21 protein-coding genes are annotated in these 21,449 nt (G+C 35.4%); 12 read left to right on the top strand and 9 right to left on the bottom strand.

The genetic code is table 11. The features are described 5' to 3' along the window. Positions 1-72 precede the first annotated feature (72 nt). Entirely contained in the window at positions 73-1,587 is a 1,515-nt protein-coding gene (locus JUD45_RS02225) for a hypothetical protein (protein WP_203619585.1), read from the top strand. Between the two features lie 46 nt (positions 1,588-1,633). Here JUD45_RS02225 and JUD45_RS02230 read toward each other — a convergent pair whose 3' ends face one another. The 7 genes from JUD45_RS02230 to JUD45_RS02260 form a co-directional block, all read right to left on the bottom strand. After that, complete coding sequence (locus tag JUD45_RS02230; RefSeq protein WP_203619586.1) at positions 1,634-3,094, bottom strand: APC family permease; 1,461 nt, start codon at positions 3,092-3,094, stop codon at positions 1,634-1,636. A gap of 200 nt (positions 3,095-3,294) precedes the next feature. Beyond that, complete coding sequence (locus JUD45_RS02235) at positions 3,295-4,617, bottom strand: amino acid permease (protein ID WP_057198436.1); 1,323 nt, start codon at positions 4,615-4,617, stop codon at positions 3,295-3,297. Positions 4,618-4,986: 369 nt separating this feature from the next. Continuing rightward, complete coding sequence (locus JUD45_RS02240) at positions 4,987-6,309, bottom strand: amino acid permease (protein WP_203619603.1); 1,323 nt, start codon at positions 6,307-6,309, stop codon at positions 4,987-4,989. 361 nt (positions 6,310-6,670) lie between these two features. Then, positions 6,671-7,117, bottom strand: a complete 447-nt coding sequence (locus tag JUD45_RS02245) for a MarR family winged helix-turn-helix transcriptional regulator (protein WP_203619587.1) — start codon at positions 7,115-7,117, stop codon at positions 6,671-6,673. Between the two features lie 156 nt (positions 7,118-7,273). Next, on the bottom strand, positions 7,274-8,089 hold the full coding sequence (locus tag JUD45_RS02250; RefSeq protein WP_203619588.1) for a hypothetical protein: 816 nt from the start codon (positions 8,087-8,089) through the stop codon (positions 7,274-7,276). 123 nt (positions 8,090-8,212) lie between these two features. Then, complete coding sequence (locus JUD45_RS02255; RefSeq protein ID WP_203619589.1) at positions 8,213-8,947, bottom strand: DUF2705 family protein; 735 nt, start codon at positions 8,945-8,947, stop codon at positions 8,213-8,215. Then, positions 8,947-9,861 carry an ABC transporter ATP-binding protein gene (locus JUD45_RS02260; RefSeq protein WP_192043333.1) on the bottom strand — a complete coding sequence of 305 codons (915 nt, stop codon included), beginning with the start codon at positions 9,859-9,861 and terminating at the stop codon, positions 8,947-8,949. The genes JUD45_RS02255 and JUD45_RS02260 overlap by 1 nt, the downstream gene beginning before the upstream one ends. A 240-nt stretch (positions 9,862-10,101) precedes the next feature. On the opposite strand from JUD45_RS02260, the gene JUD45_RS02265 reads away from it, so the two are divergent. Beyond that, positions 10,102-10,683, top strand: a complete 582-nt coding sequence (locus tag JUD45_RS02265) for an aggregation-promoting factor C-terminal-like domain-containing protein (RefSeq protein ID WP_187155540.1) — start codon at positions 10,102-10,104, stop codon at positions 10,681-10,683. Between the two features lie 110 nt (positions 10,684-10,793). Beyond that, positions 10,794-11,483: a PAQR family membrane homeostasis protein TrhA gene (trhA, locus tag JUD45_RS02270; RefSeq protein WP_203619590.1), complete on the top strand. Its 690-nt coding sequence runs from the start codon at positions 10,794-10,796 to the stop codon at positions 11,481-11,483. Between the two features lie 37 nt (positions 11,484-11,520). On the opposite strand, the gene JUD45_RS02275 is transcribed toward trhA, so the two are convergent. After that, positions 11,521-11,844 (bottom strand): DMT family transporter, encoded by a 324-nt coding sequence (locus JUD45_RS02275; RefSeq protein WP_041153081.1) that lies wholly within the window; start codon positions 11,842-11,844, stop codon positions 11,521-11,523. Positions 11,845-12,007: 163 nt separating this feature from the next. On the opposite strand from JUD45_RS02275, the gene JUD45_RS02280 reads away from it, so the two are divergent. Continuing rightward, positions 12,008-12,610 carry a nitroreductase family protein gene (locus JUD45_RS02280; protein ID WP_203619591.1) on the top strand — a complete coding sequence of 201 codons (603 nt, stop codon included), beginning with the start codon at positions 12,008-12,010 and terminating at the stop codon, positions 12,608-12,610. Positions 12,611-12,673: 63 nt separating this feature from the next. Here JUD45_RS02280 and JUD45_RS02285 read toward each other — a convergent pair whose 3' ends face one another. Beyond that, the gene (locus JUD45_RS02285; RefSeq protein WP_236018474.1) at positions 12,674-13,978 is read right to left on the bottom strand and encodes a DUF3290 family protein; all 1,305 of its coding nucleotides are present in this window, start codon (positions 13,976-13,978) and stop codon (positions 12,674-12,676) included. Between the two features lie 205 nt (positions 13,979-14,183). On the opposite strand from JUD45_RS02285, the gene JUD45_RS02290 reads away from it, so the two are divergent. The 8 genes from JUD45_RS02290 (at position 14,184) to JUD45_RS02325 (ending at position 21,424) form a co-directional block, all read left to right on the top strand. Further along, positions 14,184-14,819, top strand: coding sequence for a C40 family peptidase (locus JUD45_RS02290; protein WP_225879377.1), 636 nt, complete (start codon positions 14,184-14,186; stop codon positions 14,817-14,819). Between the two features lie 99 nt (positions 14,820-14,918). Continuing rightward, positions 14,919-15,404 (top strand): MGMT family protein, encoded by a 486-nt coding sequence (locus tag JUD45_RS02295; protein ID WP_138726738.1) that lies wholly within the window; start codon positions 14,919-14,921, stop codon positions 15,402-15,404. 27 nt (positions 15,405-15,431) lie between these two features. Next, complete coding sequence (locus tag JUD45_RS02300) at positions 15,432-15,899, top strand: PH domain-containing protein (protein ID WP_138726737.1); 468 nt, start codon at positions 15,432-15,434, stop codon at positions 15,897-15,899. Continuing rightward, entirely contained in the window at positions 15,889-17,352 is a 1,464-nt protein-coding gene (locus JUD45_RS02305) for a PH domain-containing protein (RefSeq protein WP_203619592.1), read from the top strand. The genes JUD45_RS02300 and JUD45_RS02305 overlap by 11 nt, the downstream gene beginning before the upstream one ends. Before the next feature lie 102 nt (positions 17,353-17,454). Continuing rightward, complete coding sequence (locus tag JUD45_RS02310) at positions 17,455-17,799, top strand: iron-sulfur cluster biosynthesis family protein (protein ID WP_187155535.1); 345 nt, start codon at positions 17,455-17,457, stop codon at positions 17,797-17,799. 158 nt (positions 17,800-17,957) lie between these two features. Continuing rightward, positions 17,958-18,608 carry an SDR family oxidoreductase gene (locus JUD45_RS02315; RefSeq protein WP_187155534.1) on the top strand — a complete coding sequence of 217 codons (651 nt, stop codon included), beginning with the start codon at positions 17,958-17,960 and terminating at the stop codon, positions 18,606-18,608. A 135-nt stretch (positions 18,609-18,743) separates the two neighbouring features. Continuing rightward, entirely contained in the window at positions 18,744-20,366 is a 1,623-nt protein-coding gene (locus JUD45_RS02320) for an ABC-F family ATP-binding cassette domain-containing protein (RefSeq protein WP_034532404.1), read from the top strand. A 176-nt stretch (positions 20,367-20,542) separates the two neighbouring features. Beyond that, positions 20,543-21,424: a C39 family peptidase gene (locus tag JUD45_RS02325; protein WP_187155533.1), complete on the top strand. Its 882-nt coding sequence runs from the start codon at positions 20,543-20,545 to the stop codon at positions 21,422-21,424. Positions 21,425-21,449 lie beyond the last annotated feature (25 nt).

A 21,449-nucleotide genomic window follows, 5' to 3' on the forward strand; every position in this document is an offset into this window, starting at 1 on the left:
TTTTTATTTTTAGGGATTTTTTTATGGCTATTTTAATTTTAGAGGATTATTATTACAAGTTGAGGTGAGAAAATGAAAACTATTATGAATAGGTTAACCGCCAAGAACATCTTAATGCTGGTGATTAGCTTTGTTTGTATGTTCTTTTTAACAACAGCATCGCCATTCTATGAATTTAACAGATCCGTAGATGCAAATACGATGTATACGGTTGGAAAGGGATTATTACACGGATTATTACCCTATAAAGATTTATTTGATAATAGAGGACCCTTAATCTACTTAATTCATTCTTTGAATGCTGTCTTTTCATACCATTCATTTACATTTATTTATGTAATTGAATCATTGTTGTTATTTCTAGATATCGCATATATTAATAGAATTTTATCAATGAAATTAAGCGCTAGAACAGCAATGCTTTGTAGTTTATTATTCATTCCGCTAGCATTTACTAGTCGAATTTTTTACTACGGAGATTTACCAGAAGAATACGCAATGACATTTGTATTGATTCTGACTTACTCATGTATTCAATATAATTGGTTTGAAATGCCAAGACGTTATTACATAGTTAATGGATGTTTTGTTGCCATTTTATTCTGGATCAAGTATTCATTAGTAATTCCTTGGATTGTCTTCTTTGTTTATATTGGAATTGCATGTCTACTTACAAAACGATTTAAACAATTATTTATGATTATTTTAGATGCTTTAATCGGATTCTTATCCGTTACTTTACCAATAATCATTTTATACTGGTCCACAGGAGCCTTAAAATTCCTGTTTAACGATTATTTCTATCTAAACTTGACTCATTACCATGTTCAAAACGCATCGTTGTCATACACGCTATTTAAGATGGAATATCCAACATTTGGTTTTTCACATCACTTAGTAATTATTCGAACTATTTACTACCTAATGATTGCACTATTCATTTGTGCGATTGTTAGATACATGCGTGAAGCAAAGATGCACGATAGTAACAAGGTCTTACTTGTTCTAATCGTCTTCATCGATATCCTAGCAACTTATGAAGTTGGTGGCGCTAGTTTCTCATATTACTTATTTGCCTGTGAACCATTCCTACTGTTCTACCTATTTGAGTTAGGATTAGTGGTTGATAAGTACCTATACAATAAAAAATATGTTATATGGGGATTATCAGTAATCGCCTTATTGGGTATTTTTGTTACTAATAGAAACTACCGTACAAGCATGTATGTCACCAAACCAAGTCATTCATATCAATACGAATATTCAAAGATTATTAATAAATCTAAGGATAAGTCATTATTGAACTATCGTTTCCTAGATGTTGGTTTATATACTTACACTGGAACATATGCCAAGGATCGTTTCTTTATCAGAAATAATATTAGCTACAAGAAGATGGATGAATCTCAGCGTGAATACTTACATTCAATGAAATATAAGTTTGTAGTTGCCAAATACAGAAAAGGTTGGAAACTATTTAAGAAAGATCGAGAATTCCTAGCTAAACACTACAAGCGATTACGTCATATGAGATTTGATTATAAAGATCATAGCCAAGGCTGGATTGATTTATACGTAAGAAAATAACATAAAAAAAGAGGACTCAAACGAGTCCTCTTTTTATTTGTTTTAATTATTCATCATCATTTGATTTAACTTCGGCTTGGTGGTTTCTAGTTTTATGGTTCATACCATAAACAAAGTAGATAACCATACCGATGATGAACCATACAAGAGCATAAATCTTAGCGTCGTTGTCTAGTCCCCAGAATACTGCTAGTGAGGCTAGGAAACCTAAAGCAGGCATAACAGGGAAGAATGGTTCTTTGAAGCCAGGCATGTTGATATCTTTTCCTTCACGCTTTCTAAGTGGGTAAATACCAATTGAAACGAACATGAAGGCAATCAATGTACCGGCTGAAATTAGTTGTGATAGGAAAGTAAATGTTAAGAAGGCACCGATAACAACTGAGATAACAGTCATAGTGATGATTGCATTTAGTGGAAGGTGACTCTTCTTGTTAACCTTACCTAAGAATTTAGGTAGCATTCCGTCTCTACCGAATGAGTAGATCAAGCGTGAACCTGCCATCATCATTCCGATTAGGGCAGTGAACATACCAACAACAGCAATAATTTGAACTACTGAAGCAACGATTGGGTGACCGGCTTGACGTAGGGCCCAACCAACTGGTTCTGCATTACCAGCGTAGTTAGTGTATTTGAACATACCAACTAGAACTAGTGATACAGCAACGAATAGTGTAACGGCAATTACTAGAGAACCAATGATACCTCTAGGCATTGTCTTTTGAGGGTTCTTTGCTTCTGCAGAGTTTGCAGCAATTGAATCAAAACCAATGTATGATAGGAAAATTACTGAAACACCAGCGTAGATTCCGCTAAAGCCACCAAAGTTTGTGCCATCGGCATTAACATGGTGAGCAGGAATAAATGGAACGTAGTTGGCGAAGTGAATTGCAGTAGCACCGACAACGATAAATACTAATACGGCAGCTACCTTTAAAATTACTAATACATTTTCAACACGAGAAGTTTGTTTGTCACCACGTGTAATCAAGAACATAACGATTAAGATTACAACAACGGTACAAATATCAACTAATCCACCCTTGGCGCTAACGGGATTAGCTAAATATGTAGGGAAGTTAATTCCAAGTGGTGCAACTAGGCCTCGGAAGTTAGCCGATAATCCTGCTGCAACAAATGAAACAGCGATGAAGTATTCTGCTAGAAGTGCCCAACCGGCAACCCAGCCCCAGAATTCTCCGAAAACAACGTTAATCCATGAATATGCGGAACCGGCGAACGGCATGGCTGAAGCCATTTCTGCGTAAGATAAAGCAACCAACCCAGCAACAATCGCTGCAAGTAAGAAAGAAATAGTTACCGCAGGACCTGCATTGTTAGCAGCCACGATACCAGGAAGGGTGAAGATAGCAGTAGAAACAATTGTTCCAACTCCTAAAGCAAGGAAATCCTTGGTGGTCAATGATCTGACCAAGTTAGAATCCTTTTGCTCATAGACACTAGGGTCTTCTTTTCGATTCATTCGTTTGAATAGATTCGCCATAAAAATTACCTCTTTTCGTATGTATAAACGAGATGGCATCTCGTTTATTAAAAAATGATTAGAAATTGATTATATTTTAACCGTTTTTATTAATTTGTCAAATTCTGTTTGTAAATAATAAACAAACGTAACTAATATTTTAACATGAAAATAGCCACCCTTGAATAGCAAAAGGGTGGCTAAATTAGTTTTAATATGAATTATTTTGCCTTCTTATTAAATCTAACAAAGTATAGGATTGTCATTAATGCTAAGAAGACAATTCCTACAATCAATGGAATTCTTGTATCATCATTGAAGAACATGAATACTAAAGTAACAAATAGTACTAGTAATGTTAGATAGTTTGAGAAAGGAGCTAGTGGCATCTTGAAAGGATGTCCCACTAATTTTTCAGGATGTTGCTTTCTAAACTTAAGTTCTGACATGATAATTACGAACCATGGAACCATACCTGGAAGAACAGATGAACTGTATACGTATACGAATACTTGGTTTGCTCCCTTGTAGAATAGAGGAAGAATTACATTTAGAATAACTCCCAATAAAATACCGGTAGCAATTGAGATAACAGAGATGTATGGAACACCATGCTTGTTGATCTTGTTGTATCTGTCAGGTAGTTGACCTTGTTGTGCTAATAGGTATGACATACGGCTTGAACTGTAAATTGCTGAGTTAGAACCTGATAGAGCTGCTGTTAATACAACAAAGTTAATGATTGAAGCTGCAGCTGTAATACCTACTTGTGAGAATGTTTCTACGAAAGGTGAACCAATGTTTGCAATCTTGTCCCATGGATAGATTGATAACATTACGAAGATTGATCCAATGTAGAAGATTAGGATACGACCAATAGTGTCTTGGATAGCCTTAACTAGAGTCTTCTTAGGATTTTCAGCTTCACCCGCAGTAACACCAATTAATTCGATTCCTTGGTAAGAAGCAAATACGATTGATAGTGCGAAGAAGAATCCTTTAAAACCACCGGTGAAGAATCCGTGTGACCATAGGTTAGAAATACCAGTAGGTCCAACACCATTGAAACCTAAAACAATAATTACTAAACCAACAATAATCATTGCGATGATAGTAACAACCTTAATCAAAGCAAACCAGTATTCCAATTCACCAAAGGCACTAACTGAGATTAAGTTGGCAATACATAAGAATACTACCGCGATAATACCAGGTACCCAAGATGGAATTGATGGCCACCAGAATTGCATGTAAGTACCAATAGCAATCATTTCTGAAATACCAACAACAACCCATTGGAAAATGTTAGACCAAGCGGTCAAGTAACCAAAAACGGGGTGCATGTATTCAGAAGCGAAATGTGAGAATGAACCACTAATAGGGTTATCGTATAACATTTCACCTAAAGCTCTCATAATTAAATATAAGAACACACCAGCAATTGCATATGCTAGTAATACAGAAGGACCAGTCCATTCAATTGTGGACTTGGCACCCATAAATAGACCAACCCCGATTGTTCCCCCAAGGGCGATCATTTGCATCTGTCTAGAACTTAATTTACGTTCTAGCTTCTTTTCTTGCTTTTCTTCTGCCAATATATTTCACCATCCTGTAAGAAATTATGTAATAAAAAACCTAGTACTACGATATCTATTGTACTAGGGTTTTTATAAAAATGCATAACCAATACAATATATTTAAATAATCTTTAAATAATCGTTAAAATTGCTGAGATATTGTACGGGTCTGATAGCATGACGATCTTGCTGACAATCGATAAAAGGTTCCCCAGTAAGATTTTTTACTTACATAATTCTAATGTTTATTATTTAAGAAATGTTATTACATATTAAAATTAATGTCAAGGAATTTGACAATTGATGAATTTTATTCAACAAACGTCGCACTTCCTATTTGTTGTTTTGATTGAATTTCACGAAATATAGAAGTGTCATGATTAATAGGAAGAAGATTCCGATAATCAAAGGAATTCTAGTAGAAGAGTTAATGAACATGAACACCAAGGTAATTGCTAAGAAGATTAGTGTAATGTAATTACTGATTGGTGATAGTGGCATCTTGAATGGATGGTTCACTAATTCTTCTGGATGTTGCTTTCTAAATCTAATTTGTGATACCAAGATAACAACCCAAGGAACCATACCTGGTAGCACAGATGAACTGTAGACGTACACGAAGATTTGGTTTGCTGATGGGAAGAAGATTGGTAGTAGGACGTTTAAGAATAGTCCAATTAGGATACCAGCTGAGATACTGATTACTGATACATATGGGACACCGTGACGGTTTAGCTTCTTGAATACCTTTGGAAGTTGACCTTCTTCAGATAGTAAAAATTCCATACGACTAGCGCTGTAAATACCTGAGTTAGATCCAGATAGCGCAGCAGTTACCACAACGAAGTTAATGATAGAGGCAGCTGCGGTGATTCCTACTTGTGAGAATGTTTCTACGAAAGGTGATCCAATTTGGCTAATCTTGTCCCAAGGGTAAATGCTTAGGATAACGAAAATGGCACCGATGTAGAAGATTAGGATACGGCCAATGGTATCTTGGATGGCCTTCACTAGTGTTTGTTTAGGATTTTCAGCTTCACCGGCAGTCACACCAATTAATTCAATTCCTTGGTATGATGCAATTACGATTGCTAAAGCAAAGAAGAAACCTTTGAATCCGTTTGCGAAGAAACCATGACTCCAAATGTTTGAAATACCTGTAGGGTGAATACCATTAAAACCAAAGACAATGACAACTAAACCAATGATAATCATGGCGATGATGGTAACTACTTTCACTAGGGCAAACCAGTATTCTAGTTCACCAAAGGCACTGACTGATACTAAGTTGGCGATACATAGGAAGACAATGGCGATGATTCCAGGAAGCCAAGTTGGTAAATTAGGCCACCAGAATTGCATGTATGTACCAATCGCAATTACTTCTGAGATTCCAACAACGATGTATTGGAAAACATTACTCCAAGCGGTTAAATAACCGAAAACGGGGTGTAAATATTCTGAGGCGAACTGTGAAAAAGATCCAGTAACTGGATGTACATACAACATTTCACCTAGCGCACGCATGATTAGGTATAAGAATAATCCTGCGATTGCGTAGTCTAGTAATACGGAAGGACCAGTCCAACCGATTGTGGACTTGGCACCCATGAATAGACCAACCCCGATGGTTCCACCTAGCGCAATCATTTTCATATGACGAGCGCTAAGCTTTCTTTCTAACTTATCATTATTTTCTGACAATACTTCCACCTTCTTGAATTTATTTGAGGTGGGGAAACAAAAAAACGCCTCTGACACTTATGTGTCAGGGACGTTTGTATTAACGTGGTTCCACCCATCTTTAGCACTACGGTTAAGTCCATAATGCCCTCATATTAGTCATTAAAATAATATCGATTTAATAGAATAGAAAAGTGGTAACTATTTGGATGCAATAGATTACTTACAGAAAAATGTAATCCTCTCTGGAAAGCACCATCAAATAGACATGTCTTTTCTTAACAACTAATATTGTATACTGATGAAAGACAGGTGTCAATTAAATGGTGACAAATTATTTGTCGTTTTCGTTAGTTTTTTCTAGACGGTGTTGTAGGTCAATGATGGTGTCCATTGCGTCAGCAAATTCATCATCGTTGTAGTTTAGACGGTTTAGACAGCCTTGTACTGATTCCAAAATTGGTTCTTTGTTGTCCTTACCTAATTGTGTTAAGTGAATTAGGACACGACGTTCGTCAGTTTTATCACGGTTTCTGGTGATCCAGCCAGCTTTTTCAAGACGTTTTAATAGCGGAGTCAAAGTACCGTTAGAAAGACCTAGCTTTTGGCTTAGGTAATTAACAGTTACTCCATCGTTTTCCCATAATGATAGTAGGGTAATGTATTGAACGTAAGTTAAGTTGAATTTTTCTAGAGGTTCTTGATAGAACTTGTTGAATAGTTGGTGTGCACGAGAAATTTGAAAACAAATTTGATCGTTTAGAGTTACTTCTTTTGGCATAATGCAAAACTCCTTTCATTCGTTCGGTGGATTTTGTCTAGCAAGTGATTATATTGTATACAATATTAAAGAATATCACTAAATTGAAATTGGTCAACAAAATAGGCACTGTGATTTTACTCACGGTGCCTATTTGAGTGCTATATATAAGTAATATTATGCAGTTTGTAATTTTTGCTTTTTATTTTTCTTAGCTTGACGTTTTGCTACTAATTCTTCGTCAGTAGGGAACTTTCTTACGAAAACAAAGATTAAGAAAGCGATGATGAAGAATACTACAGCGTAAACAACTGAACCGGCAATGATTTGGTTCAATGTCAGTCTAGTCATCATGTGCTTCATACCATCTTGGATTTGCTTTTCAACGAAGAAGAAGTTGAATGGGTTCCAAATTAATTGACGGTTGTTGTAGATGAAGATCATGAAGATACCAGCGATTACTTCGGTGATGTAGTTTAGGGCAACACCAAAGGCAATTGCACTGTACCATGTCTTACAGAAACCAATGGTCATAATTACAAATGATTCAAAGATGAATACATAAGCAATGTTAGCTAAAGTTGACCATTGAAGTTCAAGAGCTAACTTACCAGCAAAAGTACTTTCAGGGAATACTAGGTACTTCATGAAAATGATGGTTATAACTGAAAGAGCAAGTAGGATGAAGTATCCGATCATGCAAGTAAAAATCTTCGAGAAGAAAATAGCAACTTTATTGTGCTTTTCCATGTTTTCACGAACTTGTTTATTGCTATCAACACCAGCAAATCTAGTTGCAGTAATAATAGTAGCAAGTAGTTCAATTACAGGTGTAATTCCACCAAATGTGTTCATTAGTTTGTAACCATCTAATGTTCTCGTATCTTTACCAATGACAGCCATTAAAATAGTAACAATTACTAAGAAAACTGCCATCGCAAGAAAAATAAGGCGGTTTTTCTTGTTCATTTCTTGTTTTAATAAATCAACCAATATGTTGGCCTCCAAATCTTTATTCGAAATTAATCAATAACAAGAGTTTATCACTTTTATGGTCTTCATTCCAATAAAAAAAGCGACTATACAATAATTAAGTCGCTTTTTTCTACTATATTATTAAACGTTACGACGGTTGTAAATAACGTAAGTAATTAATAGGAAGATAATTCCCCAGATGATACTACCAACTTCGATTTGAGTAAGAGTAAGTTTAGTAGTTTCCTTGATAATGCTTCCATAATAAAGTTGGTTATTAACGTTTAGGAAGTTTAATGGGTTAAATTTAATCCATGAATGGTTACCAGTGAATTGAGCAATAAGTGCATTGATTGTTCTTAGAACCAATACGAATACAATACCAACAGCTGTAGCTACAGCACTGTTCTTGAAAATATTACTAATCAAAAGAACCATTGATAAAAGCAAGAATAGGTATAGTGATGTTGCCCCGATAAGTAGGAAAGCATCATTAAAATGCCAGTGTCCCTTTACTGAGAACACTAGTGCAGAAACTTCGGTTGACACGAAGGTTACACAGATAAAGTAAATGTACATAACGGCAATTGTTACTAGTTTTGAAATTAAAATTTTACCACGTGAAAATTGACGGGCAAAAAGATATTTAACAGTGTCTTGAGAGAAATCAACAGTCAATATTGAACTAGCAAATACTACTAATGCAAGTGTAGCAAATGTAATACCATTGCTAAAAATTGTACTGATTGGATCTAAGCTATCACTATTAGATGAGTATCCATAAAGTAGACTTAACGCTAAAATGAAAATACCCCATCCAATGTAAAACTTACCGTGTAATTGTTTGTATAGTTCTTGTCTAATTAAAGTTAACATTATTTAGCCTCCTTGTTGTTATCACTTGATAGAAGCTTCAATAGTGATTCTTCTAAGTCGGTTTGGTTTCTTGAAACGTTGATGATTTCGATTCCAGCTTGGTTCAATGCTGATAGACCAGCGTTCATTGCAGTTGAATCGTCGTTGTCTTCAATTTCGACAGTCTTGTCATAAATTGTGGCAGTGAAACCGGCAGATTCAAGGGCACTCTTAGCTGCATCAGTGTCTTGAACTTCGAACTTAATAGTCTTAGGACCTTCTGATAGGAATGACTTAGCATCTGACTTCTTGATTACCTTACCGTGGTTAATGACTACATAGTAATCTGCGATACGTGATAATTCATCAAGCAAGTGACTTGAGATAAGGATACTAATGCCACGTTTTGATAATTTTACAAGTAAATCACGTAAATCATGAGTTGATTGAGGGTCTAGACCATTCATAGGTTCGTCTAGGATAAGTAGCTTAGGGTGGTTAAGCAATGAGATGGCAATTCCTAAACGTTGTTTCATACCTAATGAATACTTCTTAGCTTTACGATCGGCAAATTCAGTGATTTGAGTTTCTTCCATAATTTGTTGCATTTCTTCAGCGGTGGTAGAACCGTCATTGAAAAGCTTTAGGTTTTGACGACCAGTTAGGTTCAAGTATGGAGCAGGTGATTCAATCATTGAACCAACGTTTGCTAGACTGCTACGCTTGTTTTTAGTTAATTCTTTTCCATCAATTTTAATGCTACCTGAGTTGTAGTCGGTTAGACCAACGATACTCTTCATAATAGTAGACTTACCAGCACCGTTTGGTCCGATTAGGCCCAAAATAGTACCAGGTTCGATATCAAATGAAACATCGAATAGAGCTTGTTTTCTTCCGAAGAACTTGTTTAAACTTTGAACTTCAAGAGTTTTCATAGTGCATCTCCTTATAATAATAGTTAATTACTTATGTAACTAACTGTATACATTTTCCCTGTAAAAGTCAATTGTTTTTCATAAATCTTAAGAAAGTCTTAAGACCTTTCAGAACGGCTTTGTAATCAGTTTTATTTCATGCCTGAAATAAAATGTAACATTCCTGTAACATAACTCTAACAAGATAGTAAAACTGGTTAGTTACATTATTCAAGTAATTTTAAGGAGGGAAAACATTATATGCATTCGAATAATAAGATGATTACCTTTGCTGTATTGGTATCATTATTGATTGCGACATTGTTTTTAATACCACAAACCGCAAAAGCTGATTCAGTTGCTACACCAACTACACCAGCTCAAACAAAAACCGTTCACGGAACCGCTAAGAAAAAAGCTGCTAAACATGTAAAAAAGGTACGCAAACACAAGAAGGTATCTAAAAAAGCCAAAAAGGCTAAGAAAGTAGCAAGAACTCACAAAAGAGCTGCAAAGAAGCACACAGTAAAACGTGTTAAGAAACATGCCGCTAAAAGGATTGTTAGTTCAACTAGAATTAAGAAACACGTAACTTACAAAGTAAGAAAACATTTATCAAGAGCAAACGCTGCTGCTAGAGCATGGATTGCTAATCATGAATCAGGTGGATCATACACCGCATCAAACGGTTCATGTTACGGTAAATACCAATTATTAATTAGTTACTACAGTGGTAACTTATCTCATAAGAATCAAGAACGTACTGCTAACAACTATGTTAAGACTCGTTATGGTTCATGGGTAAAAGCCAAAGCATTTTGGTTATCACATAACTGGTACTAAAAAAGAATCCTAAAAAGAGGGTTCTTTTTTTATTGTCTTTTCCATCTAGTATTGAAAACTAGATTACATAGTTATATAATTAAATAAACATTAATTGAGGTACTTTATTTATGAACAACAACTTAAAACAAAAGACTACCGATTCAGTTAAGCAAAAGTTTAACTGGATCAAGGATAAAACATACTACCTATTAAACGAAATTTTTAGTGCAATCACCCATGGAATTGGGGAACTACTTGCAATCATCGGTGCGGTTGCTTTGATTATTCACGGTGTCCACCTTGGTGGTGCAATGAGAATCACTAGTTTTGTGATTTATTCAATTACATTAGTAACTTTCTACATTGCTTCTACCATGTTTCACAGCCTATATTTCACCCGTGTCGAAAAGTTATTCCAAATCTTTGATCACTCAGCAATCTACCTACTAATTGCTGGAAGCTACACACCATACTGCCTAATTGCAATTGGTGGCTGGCTAGGTTGGGTCATCTTAACTGTTATCTGGATTATGACTGTTCTAGGAATTATCTACAAGGCATTGTGGATGGGGAAATTAAAGACACTTTCTACTATTATTTACGTGGTAATGGGATGGATGTGTTTACTAGGTATCGTCAAACTATATGACTACTTAGGCATTCACGGATTCCTATTACTACTATTCGGTGGAATCGCATTTACTGTCGGAGCATTAATCTACAGTTTCCCAAGAATTCCATTCGGACATGTCATTTGGCATATCTTTGTAATGATTGGGACTATCTTAATGTACTTCTCAATTTATTTCTATGTATAAAAAATAACGCTAGGTTAGATATTCTAACTTAGCGTTTTTATTTTGCACTGAATAGGTTTAACAAAACGACGCCGATGATGATAAAGACGATGCCAATCATGCTCATAACGTTAATTTGTTCCTTGTACACCAAAGATGCGATTGCGGTGGTGGCAAGGATTCCCAGTGCACTCCAATTAGCGTATGCAATGTTAAGTGGAATTTTAACCATCGCAATTGATAAAAAGTAAAAACATAGTGCGAATGAAATTAGCGATCCAATTGTTGGCAGTATCTTAGTAAAACCCATCGACATCTTTAATAGGTTTGTACCGATGAGTTCACCAATAATAGCGAGCGCTAAAAATAAGTAATAAAACATATTAATTTACCTCATCGAAAAATAATATTATGCTGATACTTAAATAATATCACTTAACTTTTTATTTGTTCATTAAAAAAATTTGAGAAAAAGGTTTACTAACTAAAAGTAAGTGATATAATATAAATTAATCAATCAGATATGACAAAAGGAGAGATTTAACATGAAAACAGAACTACTAGATTTACAAAAGAACCGTCGTACTATTTACGCTTTAGGCCGTAACGTTGAACAGAGCCAAGATGAATTAGCAAATTTCATCAAAGCTTCAATCAAGGAAGCCCCATCAGCTTTCAACAGTCAATCAACTCGTGCCGTTATCCTATTTAACGACAACCAAGACAAGGTATGGGACATTACTTTAGACAACTTAAAGCCACACTTAAAGGATGAAGATGCTCTAAAGGCAACTACTGACAAGATTAACGGTTTCAAGAATGGTTACGCTACTATCCTATTCTTCACTGACATGGATGTTGTTCATGGTCTAGAAAAGAACTTCCCAGCATACGCTGATAACTTCTATGACTGGTCAGAACAAGCTCAAGGTAACGCTCAATACGCTGTATGGACTGGTTTAGCTGAAAATGGTCTAGGTGCTAACCTACAACATTACAACCCACTAATCGACGAAGATGTTGCTAAGAAATTCGACATTCCTGCTAGCTGGAGATTACGTGGTGAAATGGTATTCGGTTCAATCGAAGCACCAGCTCAATCAAAGGATTACATGGACGACGAAGATCGTTTCAAGGTATTCAAATAATAACAAACCCAATAAATAAAAATACAAATAAAAAAGATAGGTCGTTTGACCTATCTTTTTTTATTATTGTTTCGTTCCCTTTGTACCACGTTGGTTAGTAGGTTTCTTGTCTTCTTTATTTGATTTAGAACCTAAATGACGCTTCTTTGAAAGTTCCTTAAGTTGTTGTAATGCCTTAGCATTCTTAATGCTTTCAGGTGTTAGCTTGTGGTTGTGAGAGAAGTTTTCAACACGTTCACCCAATTCATAGTACCAAGGACGATACTTGTGAGTAGGATATGGGATGATTACCAAATGATCCTCAACATATTGACCTAGGTAGATTTGAGCAATTTCTTTGTGTGAATCTTTAGCTAATTGTTCAATCCAGTCCATGTCGTGGCCCATCTTTTCTAGGACTTCAGCATTAACTGTCCCATCAGTAATGATAGGGTAGCTTAGTGATTCATCACCAAAGGTAGTAACGGTAAGTTGTCCATTTTGTTCTAGGACAGCTGATTTAACATCTTGGAAGTTACTGATGCCTTTAGTTCTTAGTTTAAATGCCAAATCGGCAGCAGACATACCATTCTTTAGTGCGGTATCAACATTAACAATTCCATTAGTGATGATGTTTTGTGGTTCACCATTGAATATTCGATGGAACAACGAGAACTGACGACTAAGGATACGGCTAGTAAAGATAACCAATGACCAAATTAACAATACGATGAAGAATTGTAGAGTGCTAATTTGTTGGTTATAAATCATACCCCCGATGATACCCCCGAGAACGTAGTTTTGAATTTGATCAACTGCGTTAGAAGGTGCCAAGTTTCCTTTCCCAGAAATATTAATTTGAATTACCAATACAACGAACCCGATTAAGAACTTAAATAGAATTACCAAATATTCCTTGTTTAAGTCACCAATTTGAAGTGATGGTTTGTCGTGATAAGTAATATTAGTAGGAATTAACTGAATTGGTTGAAGTTGATAACTGTTAAAACTGGAGTTGAAAGTTGCTTGGTAGAACTTATCGCCAACTTTAACGGTCATACCATTAGTTAATTGAGGGGAGCTAACGTAAATCTTTGATGTTGAAATATGTTTGCTTCTACTAATTGCTTTAACCATTTCAGTGGTTTGAGAATTTTGCGACGAAGAGTTGCGTTGTTGCAAAATATTACTAAAGCCAATACTAATTGATAGTATGGCAATTAAAATCATGGTGATAAATATATCGCGGTATTTTAAGTTGGTTCTATCGCGCATGTATTTAAAACCATTAAAAATAATCATTAATCCAACCACTACTGCTAATGCCAATAGTAAATATGTAACAATAGTATTTGGGTGGATTAAGTAGTCATATGAATATAAATCCATAAAATCACCCTATTCTTAAAAGTTAGTAAGTATATGTCTAATTATAGGACGATTTTTATTATAAAACCATTGGGATGTAACACTTAAGTAATATTTTTTTATGTTTTTGAAATAGTTTTGTTCCTGTTATGTAGCATTTTGTAGCTATACTTAAGACATAAATTAAGAAAGTATAAAATTTTTAAAAGCAGGGGTAATAAGTGCTATGAACAAAACAAAAACGAAAAAAACAATCATGTTAATTATGTTAACTGTTTTGGCGATGGTAACGTTGTTTGCATCTGATGCTACCAACGCAAGCGCTAGTAAAGTTCATCATAAGAGAACTCACAAGGTTTACAAAAAGAAGGCTAAAAAGCGTCATGTAGCCAAAAAGCCTAAGCATAAGAAAAAAGCTAGAAGAGCTTCTTATAAGAGACCCGTTGCTAAGAAGAAAGCACGCAAAATTGTTAAAAAGGTTACACACAAAAAAGCTAGCAAGTTTAGATTCGCAAGTCTATATAGATCAGCTTCAAGTAAGTTAGGTCACCCATATAGATTGGGAGCTTCAGGTCCATATATTTTTGATTGCTCATCATTTACTCAATACGCATACCGTCATGGTGCACACAAATATTTAGCTAGAACAGCTCAAATGCAATACAACACCAACAAACATGTAAGTAGAAAACATGTTAAGAAGGGTGATTTAGTATTCTTTGGTACTAATCGCAGCAACATTTCCCACGTTGGTATTTACATTGGTCATGACAGAATGATTGATGCACAACTCCGTGGAGTTGTAACAGAAAAAATCCATACAAATTGGTGGCATGCAGTGGGCTATGCTCGAGTAGCCTAATACTTTAAAAGACACGACATTATGTCGTGTCTTTTTTGTCTAGAAGGCAATCTTAATTATGTTAATATAGTAATAATATAAGAAATAGGAAGGATACAAATGGAAACATTACACTGGGATCAAGTCGAATACCAAAAGCAAAAAATCTATTTTACCTGTACCAGAAAGGGAATTAATTTTATTAACAACCCCAATACAGGAATTTCCAATATTTATAACTTTTACCCTAAATTAGATGCAGAATTTGTGTTTAATCGAAAGGTAACTGAAGAATATAAGATTCAGCTTCGCGAATATATTGACGGGACTAGAAAATACTTTGAAGTACCTGTCGATTTATCAACTAGCGAATTAAATAAACAAATCTATCAAAAGATTAGTGATATCGATTATGGCGACACCATGGATATCAAAGAGTTCTGTGATACATATGACTTTAAGGAGTTAGACGTAAGGGATGCAGTGGTTACTAATCCATTAATTTTGATTATTCCAACTCACCGTATTGTAAACGTTGACTATTCTGAAGGCTACCGTAAGTTAGCCGACTTCAACAACTTGTTACTAGATTTAGAGAGAAAATAAAATAGCAACATTGAGGAGAGAGTATAAATGAAGAAACTACCTGAGAGCGTCAAAACAGTATGGCTATATTCAGCCATTATTACCATTATTGTCGAAATTATCATCTTTACTGCCGCCACAATTGGTGTGAAGTATTTAGATTGGAAATATGTATCATATATCCCACCTGTTTTAGGAACTCTATTAGTGTTGGTAGCACTATTTGACATGATTTCAATTCCATACCGTTATGCTTTTCATCAATATGCTATCCATGAAGATCGCGTTGAAATTAAAAATGGCTTTATTTTTAGAGAACAAGCCACTGTTCCGATTGCCCGTATACAAAACGTTGATATCGAACAAGGCCCAATTCTAAGACATAAGAATCTATATAAGATTAGCATTTATACTTCTGCTGATAGCCATGAAATTGCTGCCGTAACCAAGGAAGAATCAGAAAACATTAAGACCCAAGTGATGAGATTAGCGATGGAGGCCAGAAATGCAAGATAAACACCTAAGTCCACTATCTTTTCTACCTCATTATGCCGATATTCCTGTAGCGATGTTTTTGGCATCTTTTATCGCCGATCCTATACATCTTAATGGATATCAATTGGGGACAGTATTTGTAATCATTACCGTGATTTGGGACATCCTAGCATATCGTTGTTTTACCTACTCAATTGAAGATAAACAAATCTTAATTAAAAAGGGTGTTATCTTTAAAAAGGTCATCCACATTCCATACGCTAGAATTCAATCGATTGAACACAGTCAGTTCTTTTTATTTAAACCATTTGACGTTGAAAAATTACAAATTAACAATGCAAGCAAGAGTGGTTCTCACAATCAAGTCGTGTTGAGTGCGGTTAAGACGTACGTTGGTGCGATTTTAGAGGAAAAGCACAAAAAATACCAAAACCAAGCCGTTGTTGAAGAAGTAGTAGAACACCCTGAGGTTGAAAAGATTAATGATAAGGCCGAAGAGGAAGCGATTAAAGACAATGACTATGCTCAATACAAGATTTCAACCAAGGATATTGCACTATATACCTTTACTAGTTTTAGGGTCTTCATTAAAATGCTTTTGATTGTCCACATTACCAATGGGGCAGTCTTAGACTTCGCTATTAGCATCTACCAAAAGGCTTTTGGCTCTAACATGGTGAGCTTGATTGCCTTCTCAATCATGGTAATTATAATTGCGTTATTACTATCATTTATCTACACGATGTTTCAATTCTATGATTTTACCTTGGTAAAAGAGGGTAAGTATCTTGAATACGAAAAGGGACTATTTACCAGAAATAAGGTTCGACTATCTACCGACAGAATCCAAAGTGTTTTGGTAGAGCAAAATTTGATGGGAAAGCTGCTAAAGATTATGACCGTTAAGATTATCATGGCTTCAGACGGCAATGATGAAGAATCATCACAAGCGGTGGTCTTACCAATCCTAAATTCACATAAGTACACTGAAATGATGAATGATTTCTTCGAATGGATACCATTAAAGACGGTCGAAAAATTCAATTCACGTAAACGATCAATCTGGTTGTTCTTCAGGAATTTTGATTGGATATTGTTAATCATACCAATTGTGATTTATTTTGTTGGGTGGACAACATTATCAGATTCGTTAGTTGTTATCGGTGTTTTTACTTTCTTTTACACTCTTGGTAATGCATACTTTAAGTGCAGGGTTACTTCAATTGGATTAACGGGTGATACTAAAGATGATTACTTGGTTGTATCCAATGGATTCCTATTTAAACAAAGAACTTACTATGTTGGATGGCACGAAATTCAAAGTATGCGCTTTGAATCTAGCGTGTTCATGAAGAAAAATAACCTAGCTCACATCGTTATCCGGATTAGAAAGGGCGATTCTGCGCAAACTGCCGCGGTTCATTATATTGATTATAACGGTGCTCAAAAGATTTATGATTGGTATCGCCAATAAAAAATAGCGTAAAATTTAATTAAATCGTGTACAAACTATTGACACAAGATTTTATTCGAGTATTATAGATACTTGTAATATAAATGAAGGGGGTTCATTTTTATGAAACTAACTATTACAGATGCAGCAAAAGAAAAGATTCAAAACAAAGTTCAAGGCAACGCAAAGTTCTTCTTGAGCTTAGATGATGGTGTTGGAAACTACTCTGACGCAGGTTCATGTGCGATTGATACATCTTTTGACTTGATTGCAGTTGACCCTGATTTAGAAGACAAAGACTTTAACGCAAGTATGGATTCAGATTTAGGACCTATCTACTATAAAGACTACAGTGGATCATTCCTAGAACAAAACTTGAAATTCGACGTTATGTACAATGCATTAATCTTATCTGGTGACTCAGGTATGATTGATGGTAACGTTCCAGTTATTGACAAGAGAAAATAAAAACAATTAATTAAAGACAAAAACGCTTAATAAAAGACAATTATGGTAAAAAGACGACTATCTTAGATGGTCGTCTTTTTTTGAGCAAATCGTTTTATGAGTATTACCATTCTTGATAGAATTACTAGTAATAAGTAAGTATGGAAAGGATGAATATAATGAGTAACGTTTTAGTAATCGGGGCCCATGGTCACGTAGGTATTCATATGGTAGAAAAGTTAGGCAAAACAGGGGATAACGTTTTTGCCGGAGTTAGAAGTGACAAGCAATTTGCTGAATATAAGGATATGGAAAATGTTTCACCAGTTATCTTTGATTTAAACGGCACAATTGAAGGCATGGCTAAGGTTTACACTGACAACGCCATTGATAAGATTGTCTTCTCAGCTGGTTCAGGTGGTGCTACCGGAGATGATCAAACATTGATTATCGATTTAGACGGTGCAATCAAGTCAATGCTAGCCGCTAATCAAGCTGGCATTACTCGTTATGTCATGGTTAGCGCCATGGGTGCTGACGACAGAAGCTTCTGGGCTGATTCTGGTTTGCATGGCTACTACATCGCCAAGCACTATGCAGATGTTGAGCTAAGAAACAGTGGGCTAGAGTACACTATTGTTAGACCATCAGCTCTAACCAACGATGAAGAAACAGGTAAGGTCGATGTAATTCAACAACGAGTAGCTGGAATGAACATTCCTCGAAAAGATGTTGCTAACTTCGTTGTTGCCGTTTTACACGATGATAAGACAATTAACCACATTTATGAAATCACAAAAGGAAGTAGCGACATTAACGCCGTTCTATAATAATTAACTTGTCTAAGTAGTTTTCATATGATATGGTTATCTGAGTTATTAATAGAATCAATAAATAAAAACGCCCTTGATTCAATTGAGAAACAAGGGCCCTTTTTATCTTAATTGATTGGATGGAGGTATGAAATGATAACTGTAACTAATATGGGATTACATTTTTCAGGTAAAAAACTATATGAAGATGTAAACCTAAAATTCACACCTGGTAACTGTTATGGTGTTATCGGGGCCAATGGTGCTGGTAAATCAACTTTTCTAAAAATGCTAGAAGGAAAGATTGAACCCACTAGTGGTAGTATCTCAATCGGTAAGAATGAACGAATTTCTAGTTTAAACCAAGATCACTATGGCTTTGAAGATTGCGAAGTTCTAGATACTGTAATTCAAGGACACGAAAAGCTATACAAAATCATGAAGGAAAAAGATGCCTTATACGCTAAGGAAGACTTTTCTGATGAAGATGGTGTTAAGGCTGCTGAATTAGAAGGTGAATTCGCCGAAATGGACGGATGGAACGCCGAAGCCGATGCATCACAATTGCTACAAAGTGTGGGAATTGATGAATCACTACATTACGAAAAGATGAGTGAACTTTCCGAAGGACAAAAGGTGAAGGTCTTATTAGCTCAAGCTTTATTCGGTAACCCAGATATCCTACTTCTTGACGAACCTACCAATGGTTTGGATAACCATACCATTGAATGGCTACAAGATTTCTTGGCTGATTACGAAAACATTGCAATCGTTGTATCCCATGATAGATACTTCTTAAACCAAGTATGTACTATGATGTGTGACGTCGACTTCAAGAAGATTTCACTATACGTTGGTAACTACGACTTCTGGTTGAAATCAAGTCAACTAGCAGCTAAGATGCGCCAAGACGCTAACGCTAAGAAGGAAGACCAAATCAAAGAATTGAAAGAATTTATCGCTCGATTCTCTGCTAACGCTTCTAAGTCAAAACAAGCTACATCAAGAAAGAAACAATTAGACAAGATTACATTAGATGATATTCAACCATCATCACGTAAATACCCATTCATCAAGTTCGAAAAGGAACGTGATTTAGGAAATGACTTAGTTTCTGTTAAGGGTGTTTCAAAGACAATTGATGGTAAGAAGATCCTAGACAACATCACATTTACACTACGTCCGGGTGAAAAGACTGCTATCATCAGTAGAAGTGACGTTGCTACTACTGTTTTAATGCAAATTCTTGCTGGTAAGATGGAACCTGATGAAGGTGAAGTAGTATGGGGTCAAACTACTCGTACTAGTTACATGCCAAAGAACATTAACTCTGATTTCGAAGACGATTCATTGACTATCATTGATTGGTTAAGACAATTCGCTTCTAAAGAAGAAAGTGATGATCCATTCCTACGTAGTTTCCTAGGTAGAATGTTATTCTCTGGTGATAATATCCAAAAACAAATTAAGGTATTATCTGGGGGAGAAAAGGTTCGTTGTATGCTATCTAAGATGATGTTACAAAAGGGTAACGTATTGATGCTAGATGACCCTACTAACCATTTGGACATGGAATCAATCACAGCATTAAATGATGCTTTAATTCCTTTCGATGGATCACTTATCTTTACTTCTCACGATAGAGAATTTGTTCAAACTATCGCTGATCACATTATTGAAGTATCTGATAAAGGGATGGTTCAAAGAGCTGATACCCACTATGATGACTTCGTAAATCATCCAGATGTACAAAAACAAGTTGAAGAATTATACTAATATACTAAAAAAGACATGGTTATTTTACTAATCATGTCTTTTTTTAATAAAATATCAAAAATGTTACCAAAATGTTAAAACTTATTTACAGAACAGCTTATTCTAAGTATTTAAATTTTGTTTGTATTATATTATTAATATAAATAATATTAATTTATGGATGGGGTGGACACATAATGAAGAAAATATTATCTGCACTTGGTGTAGTAATGTTTTTAGGTGTAGTTATCGTCGCTTTGGGCGTAGCTCATTCTGATACATCAAACGCAGAAAGTCAAAGCTATACAATTAGCTCAGCGCGGAAACAAAATGCAAGAATCGTTAATAAAAATAACGTAGATACCTACGTTGCCCCTTACAAAGAAGGGGTTAAGGTTAAGAAGAAGATTAACCTTCAAAACCAACTTGTTCAATTAACTGAAGTAGCTAAATTAAATAAGTCAGTCTACTACAAGATTAGTTACCAAGGAATTAACCAAGGATGGGTTAGCTCAAGAGATTTGAGTAAAACTAGTGTCTACGAAATTCCATTCGTATATACCAGTCAACACTTTCCATTCGATGCTCCAAATGGATGTGAAGGGACTGCCTTAAAGATGGCACTTTCAACTAGAAGCATTGGCCTAGACAAAGGAATCAAGTACTTCTTAGATAGAATGCCAAGATCTACTAACCAAAACTATGGATTCGTTGGTAATCCATTCGCTAAGAACTATACTAGTCAAGACTGGACAATTTTCCCAAGAGCCTTAGCTAAGTACGGTCGAACTTACAGAAAGACTGTTTACAATATCAGTGGTTATTCAAAGAACCGAATCATTAATGAAATTAAACATGGTAACCCAGTGATTGCATATACTGGATACCGTATGAAGAAACCTACTGGACACACTCTAGTAGTTGTTGGATACAAGAACGGTTTCTTCAAGATGGCAGATCCATCATCATGGAGATACCAATTCAAACCTGGTAAGAGTAACCCTGTATTTTGGGTTTCTACTTCACAATTCATGGGTCTATACAACTACGAAGGTAAAATGGCCGTTGTAGTTCGTTAATAAAAAAGAAGCACTCGTTATGAGC

It is taken from the genome of Apilactobacillus nanyangensis (assembly GCF_016861915.1).
Taxonomy (GTDB): Bacteria; Bacillota; Bacilli; order Lactobacillales; family Lactobacillaceae; genus Apilactobacillus; species Apilactobacillus nanyangensis.

What these genes read in the sequence shown, in the direction of transcription:
- JUD45_RS02225 (WP_203619585.1), top strand. Translation starts at nt 73, where the DNA reads ATGAAAACTATTATGAATAGGTTAACCGCCAAGAACATCTTAATGCTG.
- JUD45_RS02230 (WP_203619586.1), bottom strand. Translation starts at nt 3,094, where the DNA reads ATGGCGAATCTATTCAAACGAATGAATCGAAAAGAAGACCCTAGTGTC.
- JUD45_RS02235 (WP_057198436.1), bottom strand. Translation starts at nt 4,617, where the DNA reads ATGCAAATGATCGCCCTTGGGGGAACAATCGGGGTTGGTCTATTTATG.
- JUD45_RS02240 (WP_203619603.1), bottom strand. Translation starts at nt 6,309, where the DNA reads ATGAAAATGATTGCGCTAGGTGGAACCATCGGGGTTGGTCTATTCATG.
- JUD45_RS02245 (WP_203619587.1), bottom strand. Translation starts at nt 7,117, where the DNA reads ATGCCAAAAGAAGTAACTCTAAACGATCAAATTTGTTTTCAAATTTCT.
- JUD45_RS02255 (WP_203619589.1), bottom strand. Translation starts at nt 8,947, where the DNA reads ATGTTAACTTTAATTAGACAAGAACTATACAAACAATTACACGGTAAG.
- JUD45_RS02260 (WP_192043333.1), bottom strand. Translation starts at nt 9,861, where the DNA reads ATGAAAACTCTTGAAGTTCAAAGTTTAAACAAGTTCTTCGGAAGAAAA.
- JUD45_RS02265 (WP_187155540.1), top strand. Translation starts at nt 10,102, where the DNA reads ATGCATTCGAATAATAAGATGATTACCTTTGCTGTATTGGTATCATTA.
- trhA (WP_203619590.1), top strand. Translation starts at nt 10,794, where the DNA reads ATGAACAACAACTTAAAACAAAAGACTACCGATTCAGTTAAGCAAAAG.
- JUD45_RS02275 (WP_041153081.1), bottom strand. Translation starts at nt 11,844, where the DNA reads ATGTTTTATTACTTATTTTTAGCGCTCGCTATTATTGGTGAACTCATC.
- JUD45_RS02280 (WP_203619591.1), top strand. Translation starts at nt 12,008, where the DNA reads ATGAAAACAGAACTACTAGATTTACAAAAGAACCGTCGTACTATTTAC.
- JUD45_RS02285 (WP_236018474.1), bottom strand. Translation starts at nt 13,978, where the DNA reads ATGGATTTATATTCATATGACTACTTAATCCACCCAAATACTATTGTT.
- JUD45_RS02290 (WP_225879377.1), top strand. Translation starts at nt 14,184, where the DNA reads ATGAACAAAACAAAAACGAAAAAAACAATCATGTTAATTATGTTAACT.
- JUD45_RS02295 (WP_138726738.1), top strand. Translation starts at nt 14,919, where the DNA reads ATGGAAACATTACACTGGGATCAAGTCGAATACCAAAAGCAAAAAATC.
- JUD45_RS02300 (WP_138726737.1), top strand. Translation starts at nt 15,432, where the DNA reads ATGAAGAAACTACCTGAGAGCGTCAAAACAGTATGGCTATATTCAGCC.
- JUD45_RS02305 (WP_203619592.1), top strand. Translation starts at nt 15,889, where the DNA reads ATGCAAGATAAACACCTAAGTCCACTATCTTTTCTACCTCATTATGCC.
- JUD45_RS02310 (WP_187155535.1), top strand. Translation starts at nt 17,455, where the DNA reads ATGAAACTAACTATTACAGATGCAGCAAAAGAAAAGATTCAAAACAAA.
- JUD45_RS02315 (WP_187155534.1), top strand. Translation starts at nt 17,958, where the DNA reads ATGAGTAACGTTTTAGTAATCGGGGCCCATGGTCACGTAGGTATTCAT.
- JUD45_RS02320 (WP_034532404.1), top strand. Translation starts at nt 18,744, where the DNA reads ATGATAACTGTAACTAATATGGGATTACATTTTTCAGGTAAAAAACTA.
- JUD45_RS02325 (WP_187155533.1), top strand. Translation starts at nt 20,543, where the DNA reads ATGAAGAAAATATTATCTGCACTTGGTGTAGTAATGTTTTTAGGTGTA.